14 protein-coding genes are annotated in these 12,447 nt (G+C 74.7%); 12 read left to right on the plus strand and 2 right to left on the minus strand.

The window, feature by feature from the left end; all coding sequences use genetic code 11:
• Positions 1-30: 30 nt before the first annotated feature.
• Positions 31-1,407, plus strand: a complete 1,377-nt coding sequence (gene glmU, locus ABFC67_RS08275) for a bifunctional UDP-N-acetylglucosamine diphosphorylase/glucosamine-1-phosphate N-acetyltransferase GlmU (protein WP_346737526.1) — start codon at positions 31-33, stop codon at positions 1,405-1,407.
• A gap of 42 nt (positions 1,408-1,449) precedes the next feature.
• Here glmU and ABFC67_RS08280 read toward each other — a convergent pair whose 3' ends face one another.
• Positions 1,450-2,418, minus strand: a complete 969-nt coding sequence (locus ABFC67_RS08280) for a pteridine-dependent deoxygenase (RefSeq protein WP_346737527.1) — start codon at positions 2,416-2,418, stop codon at positions 1,450-1,452.
• A gap of 126 nt (positions 2,419-2,544) precedes the next feature.
• On the opposite strand from ABFC67_RS08280, the gene ABFC67_RS08285 reads away from it, so the two are divergent.
• The 11 genes from ABFC67_RS08285 (at position 2,545) to ABFC67_RS08335 (ending at position 11,628) form a co-directional block, all read left to right on the plus strand.
• The gene (locus tag ABFC67_RS08285) at positions 2,545-2,814 is read left to right on the plus strand and encodes a phosphopantetheine-binding protein (protein WP_346737528.1); all 270 of its coding nucleotides are present in this window, start codon (positions 2,545-2,547) and stop codon (positions 2,812-2,814) included.
• Complete coding sequence (locus ABFC67_RS08290) at positions 2,814-3,497, plus strand: hypothetical protein (RefSeq protein ID WP_346737529.1); 684 nt, start codon at positions 2,814-2,816, stop codon at positions 3,495-3,497. Before ABFC67_RS08285 ends, ABFC67_RS08290 begins: the two co-directional genes overlap by 1 nt.
• The gene (locus ABFC67_RS08295; RefSeq protein WP_346737530.1) at positions 3,494-3,790 is read left to right on the plus strand and encodes a hydroxymyristoyl-ACP dehydratase; all 297 of its coding nucleotides are present in this window, start codon (positions 3,494-3,496) and stop codon (positions 3,788-3,790) included. Before ABFC67_RS08290 ends, ABFC67_RS08295 begins: the two co-directional genes overlap by 4 nt.
• Positions 3,787-4,755, plus strand: coding sequence for an acyltransferase (locus tag ABFC67_RS08300; RefSeq protein WP_346737531.1), 969 nt, complete (start codon positions 3,787-3,789; stop codon positions 4,753-4,755). The genes ABFC67_RS08295 and ABFC67_RS08300 overlap by 4 nt, the downstream gene beginning before the upstream one ends.
• Positions 4,667-5,317 carry a LolA-related protein gene (locus tag ABFC67_RS08305; protein ID WP_346737532.1) on the plus strand — a complete coding sequence of 217 codons (651 nt, stop codon included), beginning with the start codon at positions 4,667-4,669 and terminating at the stop codon, positions 5,315-5,317. The genes ABFC67_RS08300 and ABFC67_RS08305 overlap by 89 nt, the downstream gene beginning before the upstream one ends.
• Positions 5,314-7,632 carry a xanthomonadin transporter gene (locus ABFC67_RS08310; RefSeq protein ID WP_346737533.1) on the plus strand — a complete coding sequence of 773 codons (2,319 nt, stop codon included), beginning with the start codon at positions 5,314-5,316 and terminating at the stop codon, positions 7,630-7,632. Before ABFC67_RS08305 ends, ABFC67_RS08310 begins: the two co-directional genes overlap by 4 nt.
• Positions 7,616-8,059: a phosphotransferase gene (locus tag ABFC67_RS08315; protein ID WP_346737534.1), complete on the plus strand. Its 444-nt coding sequence runs from the start codon at positions 7,616-7,618 to the stop codon at positions 8,057-8,059. Before ABFC67_RS08310 ends, ABFC67_RS08315 begins: the two co-directional genes overlap by 17 nt.
• Complete coding sequence (gene fabG, locus ABFC67_RS08320; RefSeq protein ID WP_346737535.1) at positions 8,056-8,793, plus strand: 3-oxoacyl-ACP reductase FabG; 738 nt, start codon at positions 8,056-8,058, stop codon at positions 8,791-8,793. The genes ABFC67_RS08315 and fabG overlap by 4 nt, the downstream gene beginning before the upstream one ends.
• Before the next feature lie 78 nt (positions 8,794-8,871).
• Positions 8,872-9,378 carry a hypothetical protein gene (locus ABFC67_RS08325; protein ID WP_346737536.1) on the plus strand — a complete coding sequence of 169 codons (507 nt, stop codon included), beginning with the start codon at positions 8,872-8,874 and terminating at the stop codon, positions 9,376-9,378.
• Positions 9,379-9,599: 221 nt separating this feature from the next.
• A complete protein-coding gene (locus ABFC67_RS08330; RefSeq protein WP_346737537.1) occupies positions 9,600-11,231 on the plus strand; it encodes a SpoIIE family protein phosphatase in 1,632 nt (543 codons plus the stop codon).
• Between the two features lie 10 nt (positions 11,232-11,241).
• Positions 11,242-11,628: an STAS domain-containing protein gene (locus ABFC67_RS08335; RefSeq protein WP_346737538.1), complete on the plus strand. Its 387-nt coding sequence runs from the start codon at positions 11,242-11,244 to the stop codon at positions 11,626-11,628.
• 48 nt (positions 11,629-11,676) lie between these two features.
• On the opposite strand, the gene ABFC67_RS08340 is transcribed toward ABFC67_RS08335, so the two are convergent.
• Positions 11,677-12,429, minus strand: a complete 753-nt coding sequence (locus ABFC67_RS08340; protein WP_346737539.1) for a glycosyltransferase family 2 protein — start codon at positions 12,427-12,429, stop codon at positions 11,677-11,679.
• Positions 12,430-12,447: the final 18 nt, after the last annotated feature.

Genomic DNA, 12,447 nt, shown 5'->3' on the forward strand with positions numbered 1-12,447 from the left:
TAAGGTGCGCGCCGGGAGGGAACTCAGCCGATGAATGCCATGGCACCGCTGCACGTGATCGTTCTCGCCGCCGGCGAGGGCAAGCGCATGAAATCCGACCGGCCCAAGGTGCTGCTGCCCTTGGCCGGGCGGCCGATGCTGGCGCACGTGCTCGACGCCGCGCGCGCGCTGGCGCCGGCTGCGATCCACGTCGTCTACGGCCACCGCGGCGAGCAGGTGCGCGAGGCGTTCGCCGCCGAGCGCGACCTCGGCTGGATCCACCAGGCCGAGCAGCTCGGCACCGGCCACGCCGTGCGCCTGGCGCTGGAGCGCGTGCAGGCGCAGGCGCGCGTGCTGGTGCTGTACGGCGACGTGCCGCTGATCCGCGCGGAGACGCTGCAGACGCTGGTCGACGCCGCCACGCCGCTGGCGGTGCTGGTTGCCGAGCTGGACGACCCGCGCGGCTACGGCCGCATCGTCCGCGACGGCCTCGGCCACGTGCGCGCGATCATCGAGGAGAAAGACGCCAGCCCCGACGAGCGCGCAATCCGGCTGGTCAACACCGGCATCCTCGCCGCCGACGCGCGCCGCCTGCGCGTGTGGGTGGCCAACCTGTCCAACGCCAACGCGCAGCACGAGTACTACCTGACCGACGTGTTCGCGCAGGCCGCCGAGGAGCGCACGCCGGCGCGCGCGATCGACGCCGCCGACCCGGCCGAGGCGTTCGGCGCCAACGATCCCTGGCAGCTCGCCGACCTGGAGCGGCGCATGCGCCTGCGCGCGGCGCGCGAGCTGGCGCTGGCCGGCGTGCGCCTCGCCGATCCCGCGCGCTTCGACCTGCGCGGCCGCGTGCACGCCGGGCGCGACGTCGAGATCGATGTCGACGTGATCCTGGAAGGCGAGGTGACGCTCGGCGACGGCGTGCGCATCGGCCCGTTCTGCCGCATCCGCAACGCCACGCTCGGCGCCGGCACCGTGGTGCGCGCGCACTGCGACATCGACGGCGCCGCTGCCGCCGCCGGCTGCGCGATCGGCCCGTTCGCGCGCCTGCGCCCCGGCACCGTGCTGGCCGCCGGCGCTCAGCTCGGCAACTTCGTCGAGGCGAAGAACGCGCACATCGGCGAGGGCAGCAAGGCCAACCACCTCAGCTACCTCGGCGACGCCGAGATCGGCGCCGAGGTCAACATCGGCGCCGGCACCATCACCTGCAACTACGACGGCGCCAACAAGCACCGCACGGTGATCGGCGACGGCGCCTTCATCGGCTCCAACAGCGCGCTGGTCGCACCGGTGACGATCGGCGCCGGCGCCACCATCGGCGCGGGCTCGGTGATCGGCAAGGATGCGCCGCCCGGCGAACTGACCGTGGCGCGCGCGCGCCAGGCCACCATTCCGGGCTGGCGAAGGCCGAAGAAGGGCGAGGAGTAGGGAGTTGGGAGTGGGAGGGTTCCGGATTCTTCACCCCAATCCCTACTCCCCGCGCTCGAAGCGCCAGCCGTCGATCTCGAGCAGCAGGTCGCGGCGGCAGATGTCGCCCTGCAGCAGCAGGCGCGGCACCTCGGGCGCGAGGCGCGCGTCCAGGCGCGCCGCCACCGCGCGCGCGTCGCGCGGGTCGCGCACGTAGATCTTGAGCGGCGACGCGGCGCCGAAACCGGGCCGCAGTCCCGCCGCCGCCTGCAGCGCATCCAGGTTGGCCAGGCTCTCCTCGAGCTGGGCGAGCACGTCGCCGGCATGCAGCGTGGCGTGCCCGACCACCGCCGCGGTGCCCGAGATCGCCAGGCCGCCGCCCGGCAGGCGCTGCGCGCGCGCGAAGGTGGGCGCGGTCGGCCCGTATTGGCGCGGATAGCGCCAGGCGCTGAGCTGGCGCGGATTCTCGACCGCGACGCCGGGCGCGCTCGCCGCCAGCCAGTACACCTGCAGCAGGCCCGGCGCATCGCCGTGGCCGATCGCGGTGGCGGCGGGGTAGCCGTCCGCGAAGTGCGTCGTCATGCCGCGCGCGCGGCCGCTGCAGAAGCGCCGGTAGTGCTCGGCGTCGCCCTCGCCGGCATTGATCGCGCCGAGGTAGTTCCAGATGCGCTGCACGTGGCGCTCCGGACGCGCCGCGGTGAACGCGCCGAGCCGGCGATAGGCGCGTTCGGCGGCGGCCTCGGCGCCGCCGCACGCGGCCTCGTCCAGCTCGATCGCCGCGTACAGCCAGCCGCCGCCGGCCGCCCAGCGCAGCTCGCCGTCGCGGCCGCAGGTCACCGCCGCATCGACCTCCCAGCTTTCCCGCGGCACGACGTCCTGCAGCGGCGCCAGCGGCACGCGCAGCGCGCGCGGATCGGCGCAGGCGGGCGCCCCGGCGCCGAAGCCGAGCAGCGCCAGCGTGCCGGGACGGTCGAGCAGCCGCTGCGGGTCGTCGTCGCGATAGCGCACCGTGAACGGCGCAGGCGCGCTCATCGCGCCTCCGACGGGCGGGCACAAAGTGGACGGACGCGGGCGGCCATGCGATTTCGAGTCGGCAAAGCTGCCTATGATACACTTCAAGGTCGTGTCGCCAGGGGGGCGGCACCGGAGCAAGCGTGCATGACCGAGCAGACCGCAGCCGAGCGCGAGCTCGCCGAACTGATCGTCGCCAGCCTCAACCTCGACAGCGTCGCCCCGGCCGAGATCGGCCCGGACGCGCCGCTGTTCGGCGGTACGCTGGGCCTGGACTCGATCGACGCCCTGGAGATCGCGCTGGCGGTGTCCAAGCGCTACGGCTTCCAGTTGCGCTCGGACAACCCCGACAACCGGCGCATCTTCGGCAGCCTGCGCGCGCTCGCCGAGCACATCCAGCAGCATCGTCCGCAGTGATGAACGTGCGCGGCGCGTCCGCCGTCGCGCTCGTGCTGGCCTGGCCGCTGGTGGCGCACGTCGCCGTGACCCGCCGCGACCCGCGCAGCGCCGCACTTTGGGTGCTGGCGCTGATCAGCCTGCCGTTGCTGCCCGCACTGCTGCGCATGCGGCCGTGGGCCTGGCTGGCGTGGTGCGCGGCGGCGCTGGCGCTGTGGGCGCTGGCGCGCGCGGACCTGGCGAGCCTGCCCGCCTACCTGCTGCCCGCGCTGGTGCCGGCCGCCGGCGCCATCGCGTTCGCCGACAGCCTGCGCACCGGCGCGGAGCCGCTGGTGACCCGCTTCGTGCGCATCAGCGAAGGCGCCGCCGCGGCCGCCGATCCCGCGGTGCGCCGCTACACGCGCGCGGTGACGCGCTTCTGGGCCGGGCTGCTGGCGGCGCTGGCCGCGCTGGCGCTGGGCCTCGCCCTGCTGGCGGTGCCGGACGGCCTGCTCGCCGGCTTCGGCATCGCGCCGCGCTGGCCGCTGCCGCGCGAATACTGGAGCCTGTGGGTGAACGGCCTCGCCTACCTCGTGCTGGCGCTGGCCTTCGTGCTGGAATACGCCTTGCGCCGCCGCGTGCTCGCACACATGCCGCGGCGCGGGTTCGCCGCGTTCCTGCAGGAGCTGGCGCGGCACTGGCCGGAGCTGCGCCGACGTTCATGAGCGCCACCTACCGCGAGAGCTTCCGCATCGGCGCCGATCACCCGGTGCTGCCCGGCCACTTCCCGGGCCGGCCGTTGGTGCCCGGCGTGCTGCTGCTGGAGCACGTCGCGCTGGCGCTGGCGCACTGGCGCGGCGAGCGCCTGGCGCGCGTGGTCGAGGCCAAGTTCGCCGCGCCGCTGCTGCCCGACGAGGAGGCCACGGTGGAACTCGCCGACGCCGGCGCGCGGGTGCGCTTCGCGGTGCGCCGCGGCGACGTGCTGCTGGCGCGCGGCCAACTGGAGGGCGCGCCATGACCGTCGCGCAATGGCAGGGCCGCAAGGAAGGCGGCGGGCGCTTCGCGCTGTGGCTGATCCGCAGCATCGGCCTGACCTGCGGGCGCGGCGTCGCGCGCCTGATCCTGTATCCGATCACGCTGTACTTCTTCTTCCGCCGCGGCCACGAGCGGCGCGCCTCGCGCGCGTTCCTGACCCGCGCGCTGGGCCGCCCGGCCGGCGTGCCCGACGTGCTGCGCCACATCCATGCGTTCGCCTCGATCACGCTCGACCGCGTGTTCCTGCTGGCGCGCGGCATGCGCGGCTTCGACATCGACATCGTCGGCATGGAGGCGCTGGAGCGCCGCCTCGACGGCGGCCGCGGCGTGCTGCTGCTGGGCGCGCACGTCGGCAGCTTCGAGGTGCTGCGCGTGCTCGCGCTGAAGCGCCCGCAGGTCCCGCTGCGCGTGGTGCTGGACAAGGCGCAGACGCCGGTGATGACCGAGCTGCTGGAAGCGCTGGCGCCGGACATCGGCAACAACGTGATCGACGCCTCGCGCGGCAGCACCGACGTGGTGCTGGCGATGCACGAGGCCGCGCAGCGCGGCGCGATGGTGGCCCTGCTCGGCGACCGCGGCCGCGCCCACGAGGCGATGCGGCGCGTGCCCTTCTTCGGCGAGCCGGCGCCGTTCCCGGCCGCGCCCTGGCTGATCGCCTCGACGCTGCAACTGCCGGTGGTGCTGTGCTTCGGCCTGTACCTCGGCGGCAACCGCTACCGGCTGATGTTCGAGCCGTACGCCGAGGATACGACGATCCCGCGCGCCGGACGCGATGCCGCGCTCGACGCGCTCATCCGCGGTTACGCCGCGCGCCTGGAGGCCATGGTGCGCGAGCATCCCTACAACTGGTTCAATTTCTATGATTTCTGGCACGACCCTGCGCCTGACGGCGGCGCTGACCCTGGCCGCGCTGATCAGCCCGACCTGCGCGGCGGCCACCTCGCCTGACGCGCTGGTGGCGTCGCTGGCGCGGCCCGCGCCGGCGCGCACCGCGTTCGCCGAGGTGCGCTTCCTCGGCATGCTGGAGCGCCCGCTGGTGCTGACCGGCGAGCTTGCCTGGCTGGGCGGCGACCACCTGCGGCGCAGCGTCGCGACGCCCTACCGCGAGCAGTCCGACATCGCCGACGGCACGCTGCGCGTGCAGCGCGGGCAGCGACCGCCGCGCGAGGTGTCGCTGGCGCGCGCGCCCGAACTGAAGGGCCTGCTGCTGAGTTTCCAGGCGCTGCTTTCGGGCGACGCCGCCGCGCTCGCCGACGCGTTCGAGGTGCGCGCCGACGGCGACGCCGCGCGCTGGACCCTGCACCTGGTGCCGCGCGACGCCGCGCTGCGCCGGCGCGTGACCGCGATCACCGTCGACGGCGCCGAACGCGAGCCGCGCTGCATGCGCCTCGACGAGGCCGACGGCGACCGCAGCGTCACCCTGTTCGGCGCCGCCGCCGAACCGCTGCCGACGCCGCACGCGACCCGCGCCGAACTGGACGCGCGCTGCCGCGGGACCGCCGCGCGGTGAGCCTGCGCGCGCGCCTCGTCCTGCTCGCGCTGTGGCTGGCGGCGCTGGCCACGCTCGGCGTCGGCGTGATCGCGCGCCTGCACGTCGGCACCGACCTGCGCAGCTTCATGCCGCCGCCGGCCACGGCCGACCAGAAGCTGCTGATGGACGCGATCGGCGAAGGGCCGGGCTCGCGCCTGCTGCTGATCTCGCTGTCCGGCGCGCCGCCGGAACGCCTCGCCGCGCTGAGCCGCGGCCTGGCCGCGGCGCTGCGCCGCGATGCGCACTTCGCGCAGGTCGGCAACGGCGCGTTCGACGCCGACCTGCTCGACAACAAGCTGCTGCCCTACCGCTACCTGCTGTCGCCGACGCTGGACGCGCAACCGCTCGACGCCGCGTACCTGCGCGACCAGCTCGAACAGCGCCTGGACGATCTCGGTTCGCCCGCCGCGGCGCTGTTGAAGCCGCTGCTGCCGCGCGATCCGACGCTGGAAACGCTGAAGCTGGCCGAACGCTGGGCGCCGCCGAAGTCGCCCGAGCTGCGCGACGGCGTGTGGTTCTCGCCGCAGGGCGAGGCGCTGCTGGTCGCGCAGACGCGCGCGTCCGGCTTCGACCCGGCCGCGCAGGGTGTGGCGCAGGATGCACTGCGCCGCGCGTTCGCTGCGTTGCCCGACGCCGCCGCCGCGACGCTGGCGCTGAGCGGGCCGGGCTACTTCACCGTGATCGTCAACGCCAGCACGCGCGCCGAGGCCGACCGCATCGGCCGCGTCACCACGCTCGGCTTCCTGCTGATGCTGCTGGCCGCCTACCGCAGCTTCGCCGTGCTCGGCATCACCGCGCTGCCGCTGGCGAGCGGCGCGCTGGCCGGACTGGCTGCGCTGGTGCTGGGCTTCGGCGAGGTGCATGGCATCACGCTGGCATTCGGCTTCACCCTGCTCGGCGTCGCCCAGGAATATCCGATCCGCGTGCTCAGCCACCGCCGCGCCGGCGCCACCGCGCTGGCCAGCGTGCGCGACCTGTGGCCGCTGTTGCTCACCGCGATCGCCTCGGCCTGCATCGCCTACCTCGCGTTCTACGCCTCCGGCGTGACCGGCCTGAAGCAGCTCGCCGTGTTCACCATCGTCGGCCTGCTGGTCGCCGGGCTCGCCACCCGCTATCTGCTGCCGCGCGTGCTGCCGGCGCGCTTCCGCGACGCCGCCGACATGCCCGGCCTGGGCGCGCTGTGGCGGTGGCTGCGGGCGCTGCCGCGGCCGCGCTGGCTGCCGGCGCTGCTGGCCATCGCGGCCGCCGCGACGATCGCGCTGGCGCCGGGGCCGTTCTGGCAGAACGACCTCGCCGCGCTGACCCCGGTGCCGCAGCCGCTGCTGGCGCGCGACGCCGCGCTGCGCGGCGCGCTGGGCGCGCCCGACGTGCGCTACCTGCTGGTGCTGCAGGCGGCCGACGCCGACGGCGTGCTGGCGCTGTCCGAACGCCTGGCGCCGCAGCTCGACGCGCTGGTGGCGCGCCGCGCGCTGGACGGCGTCGAGCTGCCCTCGCGCTACTTGCCCGGCGTCGCCACGCAGCGCGCGCGCCAGGCGAAGCTGCCCGATCGCGCGACGCTCGAGGCCGCGCTGGCGGAGGCGCAGGTGGAATTGCCGTTCAGGCCGGATCTGTTCGCGCCGTTCGTCGCCGACGTCGAGGCCGCGCGCACGCTGCCGCCGCTGACGCCGGCGGCGTTCGCGCGCACGCCGCTGGGCGCGCGCCTCGACGCCATGCTGGTGCCGCGCGACGGCCGCTGGCTAGGCCTCGCCACGCTGATCGGCGTGCGCGACGCGGCGGCGCTGCGGGCCTGGACCGCGACCACCGGCGGCGCGGCGCGCCTGCTCGACCTCAAGGCCGCCTCCGAATCGCTGGTCGCCGCCTACCGCGCGCGCATCCTGCGCGCGCTCGCCGTCGCCGCCGTGCTGCTGGTGCTGACGGTGACGCTGGCGCTGCGCGGCGCGCGCCGCGCCTGGCACGTGCTGGCGCCGATGACGCTGGCGACCTTCCTGGTGCTGGCGGTGCTGCGCGGCGCGGGCGTGCCGCTGTCGCTGTTCCACCTGGTCGCGCTGATCCTCGCCGCCGGACTCGGCCTGCACTACGCGCTGTTCTTCGAGCGCGACACCGGCGATGCCGCCGAGCAGCGCCGCACGCTGCACGCCACGCTGGTGTGCGTGGCCTCCGCGGTGCTGGTGTTCGGCATGCTGGCGTGGTCGTCGCTGCCGGTGCTGCGCGCGATCGGCCTGACCGTCGCGCTCGGCGTCGGCTTCCACTTCTGCCTGTCGATCCTGATGGCGCCGCATGCTCGACAAGACTGACTGGGCGCACCTGATCCCGCACGCCGGCGCGATGGTGCTGCTGGACGCGGTGCTGGCCTGCGATGCGACGCACATCCACGCGCTGAGCGAAGCGCACCTGCGCGCCGACCACCCGCTGCGGCGCGACGGCCGCATCCACGCGGTGCACCTGTGCGAAGTCGGCGCGCAGGCGATGGCGGTGCACGGCGCGCTGCTGGCGCGCGACCGCGGCGAAACCGCGCCGCGTCCCGGCCTGCTGGTGGCGCTGCGCGACGTCGTCCTGCACGTGGACACGCTGGACGGCATCGCCGATGCGCTCGACGTGCATGCCGAATGCCTGCTCGCCGACGCCGGCGGCGCGCAGTATGCGTTCCGCGTCGAGCACCGCGGGCGGATACTGGCCGCAGGCCGCGCCGCGGTGATCCATCCGTCGGGAGGTTCCGCATGAACGCAACCGCATCCCCGCGCCGCGCGCTGGTCACCGGCGGCAGCGGCGACCTCGGCGGCGCGATCTGCCAGGCGCTGGCGGCGCAAGGCTGGCACGTGATCGTGCACGCCCACGCCAACGGCGAGCGCGCGCGCGACGTGGTCGAGGCGATCCGCGCCGCCGGCGGCCGCGCCGAGGCGGTGGTCTTCGACGTCACCGACGCCGACGCCGCGAACGCCGCGCTGGAGACCCTGCTCGCCGCCGGCCCGATCCACGCGCTGGTGCACAACGCCGGCATCCACGACGACGCGCCGCTGGCCGGCATGCGTGCCGGGCAGTGGCACCGCGTGATCGACGTCTCGCTGCACGGCTTCTTCCACGCGGCGCAGCCGCTGCTGCTGCCGATGGCGCGCGCGCGCTTCGGCCGCATCGTCGCCATCGGCTCGGTCGCCGCCGTGCTGGGCAACCGCGGCCAGGCCAACTACGCCGCCGCCAAGGCCGCGCTGCACGGCGCGGTGAAGTCGCTGGCGCGCGAGATGGGCTCGCGCGGCATCACCGCCAACGTGGTCGCGCCGGGCATCATCGCCGGGCGCATGACCGCGGGCCTGTTCGCCCCCGAGCAGATCCAGGCGCTGGTGCCCGCCGGCCGCGCCGGCACGCCGCAGGAAGTCGCCGCGCTGGTCGCCTTCCTGTGCTCGGACGCCGCCGCCTACGTCAACGGCCAGGTGATCGGGGTCAACGGCGGCATGGGCTGATTTGCGCTATAGGATCTGCACCCGCCAGGGGAAAAGGGAGCGGGCCGACAGGATCACCATCGAGAGGGGGAGATCGCCATGCCATACCGCATTCTTGCCGCCGTGCTCGCGCTGACCGGCGCCGCCTCGGCATCCGCCGCGGACGCGGTGGTCGTACCGAAGCCGGTGCCGTACGCCGAGGACAGCGACATCGCCGGCAACATCAAGCGCGAGTGCGACCTCGGCAACACGCTGGCGGACTACATCCGCGAGTACGCCGATAAACACCATGTCGAGGTGCGGTTCGCACCGGACGCAAAGCCGGAAGCGCCGGGACGCGTGCTGGCGGTCGAGATCCGCGACGCGGTCTCCTCCGGCAACGCCTTCCTCGGCCACCACAAGTCCACGAGCGTGCACGGCAAGCTCTACCAGGACGGCAAGCTGATCGGCAGCTTCAAGGACCGGCGCGACTCGATGGGCGGCGCCTTCGCCGGCTTCAAGGGGTCCTGCTCGGTGCTCGGCCGCACCGTGAAGGCCATCGGCGAGGACGTCGGCGCATGGCTGGCGCAGCCGACCATGGACGCCGAACTGGGCGATCTCGGCTAACCGCGCGGCGCACCCGCGGGCGGGGTGCGCCGCGGTGGCCGCCATGGCACGCCGCGTCCGCGCGCAGTGGCGCGCCGGCGCCGCCTGCGGCATGCTTCGATGCCGGAGCGACGGCGTGCGCCGCCGCCCGCCGAAGGAGGAGAGCCGCATGCGCAGCCCCGTCTTCGCCTCCCTGCCCGCACTCGCCGCGCCGGCTTGAGCGCGTCGCGCGGGCCCCACGCATGGCCTTCCGCAGCCTCACCGCGCGCATCGCGTTCTGGACCCTGCTGGCCAGCGCGCTGGTCTACCTGGCCGCGCTCGCGCTGATCTACTTCGGCGTGCACGCGATGCTGCTCGGCGGCGCCGGCGCGATCCTGACGCACGGCGAACTGGCGCGGCGCGCGGAGCTGCTGCTGGGCGGCGTGGGCGCACTGTCGCTGCTCGGCCTGCTCGCGCTGGGCGCGCTGGCCGTGCGCACCGGGCGGCGCATCACCCGGCCGCTGCGCGCGCTGAATGCCGACCTCGAGCGCGTCGCGCGCGGCGACCTCGACTCGCCGCTGACGCCGATCGACCGCCAGGACGAGCTCGGCCAACTGGCGCGCGCGGTCGACGCCATGCGCAGCGCGCTGAAGGCGCACATCGGCGAGCTGACCGCCGCGGTGCAGGCGCGCTCGCGCATGGACGGCGAGCTGCAGGCGGCGCGCGAGATCCAGCGCAGCATGCTGCCCGGCGGCGGCGCGCTGCAGCGCAGCGGCAGCGGCTTCGCGCTGTGCGCGCGGCTGATGCCCGCGCGCAGCGTCGGCGGCGATTTCTACGGCGTGTTCCGCCACGACACCCGCCACCTGTGCTTCGCGCTCGGCGACGTCTCCGACAAGGGCGTGCCGGCGGCGCTGTTCATGGCGCGCGTGGTCGGCCATCTGGAAAGCGCCGCACGCGACACGCTCGACCCGCAGCGCATCCTCACCCGGCTCAACGCCGAGCTGTGCCAGCGCAACGACAACCTGATGTTCGTGACCCTGTTCTGCGGCGTGCTCGACCTGGCCGAGGGCGCGCTCGCCTACGCCAGCGCCGGCCACGAGGCACCGCTGCTGCTGCGCGCCGACGGCGAGTGCGTGACCCTGCCGATCGCCGGCGGGCCGCCGCTGGGCGTCGATCCGGCCGCGCAGTTCGCCGCGCAGCGCTACGCGCTCGATGCCGGCGACCTGCTGCTCGCCTACACCGACGGCGTCACCGACGCACGCGCCGGCGGCGGCGGGCTGTTCGGCGAAGCGCGCCTGACCGCCGCGCTGCTCGCCGGCGAGCGCGCGCCGGCCGCCGCGGTCGAGCGCGTGCTGGCCAGCCTGCAGCGGCACACGCAGGACAGCGAGCCCGGCGACGACATCACCCTGTTCGCGCTGCAGTACCTGGCGATGCCGGCGGAAGGCCGCCACGCCGGCATGCGCACGCGCTTCGTGATGCCTGCGCGGCTGGACATGCTGGAACAACTGCTGGCGCGCGTGCAGGGCACGCTGGAGCGCGCCGGCGCGATCAGCGAGCTGGTGGTGGACGCGCGCCTGGTGCTGGAGGAGCTGCTGACCAACACCCTGCGCTACGGCTACGCCGACGGCGGCGCGCAGCACCATATCGCGGTGGCGGTGACGCTGACCCTCGACCAGCTCGAGCTGACGGTGGACGACGACGCGCCGCCGTTCGACCCGTTCACGCACCCGCTGGCCGACCCCGCGGCATGGGCCGACGGCGACGCCCGGGTCGGCGGGCTCGGCCTCTATCTGGTGCGGCGGCTGGCCTCGGTCGCCGAGTATTCACGCGCGGACGACCGCAACCGCACGCGGATCGTGCTGCCGCGCTGGCGCACGAAAACCACCGATCGCTGAGGGACTCGACATGGCGCTCGACATCCAGGCCGCAACCGATGCGCAGGGACGCTGCCGCATCGCACTGCACGGCATGCTCGACGCGGGCACCAGCCCGCTGCTGGATCGCGAACTCGAACGCGTGCTGCGCGACGGCACGCCTAGCGCGCTGGTGTTCGACCTGGCCGGGCTGGAATACGTGTCCAGCGCCGGCCTGCGCGTGCTGTTCAAGGCGCGCCGCGCGATGCAGCAGCACGGCGCGCCACTGCTGATGCTCAGCCCGCAGCCGCAGGTGCGCAAGGTGTTCGAGATCGTGCATGCGACGCCGGTCGACGAGATCTTCGCCAGCACCGCGGAACTGGACCGCTACCTCGACACCATCCAGCGCCGCATGCTCGGCGCCGGCGACGAGGACTGAGCGGCGGCGGGACGGCCTGCTCCCGCAGCGGCTTCCGCCGGCGCCGGACTACGCCGGCCGCGGGTCCGCGCACAGCGGCGCGGCGGCGCGCGAGCGCCGGTAGCTGGCCCAGACGTCGCCGTAGCGGATCACCTGGCCGATCGTGTAGGCGGTGATGCGGGTGACGTCGCGGATCGGGCGGAAGTGGCTGCTGCGCAGGCCGCCGGCATAGCGCGAGGCGATCGGCACCGAGACCACGCCGAGGCCGCGCGCGCGCGTCGCCGCGATCAGGATCGCCGCCTCGAACACGAAGCCCTCGGCCGGCAGGTCGACCAGCTCCAGCGCCGCGCGCGGGTAGTAGCGCTGGCCACTCTGCGTATCGGCGATCGGCCGCGCGCACGCCCAGGAGATGCCCCAGTCGGCGACCGCGTTGGCGCGCCGGCGCGACTTCGGCTGGCGCTCGCGGTCGAGCAGGCGCGCGCCGATCACGATGTGCTCGGGATAGCGCTGCGCGGCGGCGACCAGGCGCGGCACGTCCGCGGCGCTGTGCTGGCCGTCGCCGTCCATCGTCACCACCGCGTCGTAGCCGCGCTTCAGCGCCTCGCGGAAGCCGGTGCGCAGCGCCTCGCCCTTGCCGCACCGCTCGGGATGGCGCAGCAGCGTCACCGGCAGCGCGGCGACGATCTCCGGCGTGCGGTCGGTGGAGCCGTCGTCGACCACGATCACCGGCGCACCCAGCGCCAGCGCGGACTCGACCACGCCGCGGATGGCGCGCTCCTCGTCGAGGCAGGGAATCAGCACACACCAGCGTGCAGTGCTCATCGGTTCGGCTCCATGTGG

This window comes from Mizugakiibacter sp., from assembly GCF_039680435.1.
In the GTDB taxonomy this organism is placed as follows: Bacteria; Pseudomonadota; Gammaproteobacteria; order Xanthomonadales; family Rhodanobacteraceae; genus Mizugakiibacter.

Bases quoted from the DNA above. Each gene is read 5' to 3' on its own strand.
- glmU (WP_346737526.1), top strand. From the start codon at position 31: ATGAATGCCATGGCACCGCTGCACGTGATCGTTCTCGCCGCCGGCGAG.
- ABFC67_RS08280 (WP_346737527.1), bottom strand. From the start codon at position 2,418: ATGAGCGCGCCTGCGCCGTTCACGGTGCGCTATCGCGACGACGACCCG.
- ABFC67_RS08285 (WP_346737528.1), top strand. From the start codon at position 2,545: ATGACCGAGCAGACCGCAGCCGAGCGCGAGCTCGCCGAACTGATCGTC.
- ABFC67_RS08290 (WP_346737529.1), top strand. From the start codon at position 2,814: ATGAACGTGCGCGGCGCGTCCGCCGTCGCGCTCGTGCTGGCCTGGCCG.
- ABFC67_RS08295 (WP_346737530.1), top strand. From the start codon at position 3,494: ATGAGCGCCACCTACCGCGAGAGCTTCCGCATCGGCGCCGATCACCCG.
- ABFC67_RS08300 (WP_346737531.1), top strand. From the start codon at position 3,787: ATGACCGTCGCGCAATGGCAGGGCCGCAAGGAAGGCGGCGGGCGCTTC.
- ABFC67_RS08305 (WP_346737532.1), top strand. From the start codon at position 4,667: ATGATTTCTGGCACGACCCTGCGCCTGACGGCGGCGCTGACCCTGGCC.
- ABFC67_RS08315 (WP_346737534.1), top strand. From the start codon at position 7,616: ATGCTCGACAAGACTGACTGGGCGCACCTGATCCCGCACGCCGGCGCG.
- fabG (WP_346737535.1), top strand. From the start codon at position 8,056: ATGAACGCAACCGCATCCCCGCGCCGCGCGCTGGTCACCGGCGGCAGC.
- ABFC67_RS08325 (WP_346737536.1), top strand. From the start codon at position 8,872: ATGCCATACCGCATTCTTGCCGCCGTGCTCGCGCTGACCGGCGCCGCC.
- ABFC67_RS08330 (WP_346737537.1), top strand. From the start codon at position 9,600: ATGGCCTTCCGCAGCCTCACCGCGCGCATCGCGTTCTGGACCCTGCTG.
- ABFC67_RS08335 (WP_346737538.1), top strand. From the start codon at position 11,242: ATGGCGCTCGACATCCAGGCCGCAACCGATGCGCAGGGACGCTGCCGC.
- ABFC67_RS08340 (WP_346737539.1), bottom strand. From the start codon at position 12,429: ATGAGCACTGCACGCTGGTGTGTGCTGATTCCCTGCCTCGACGAGGAG.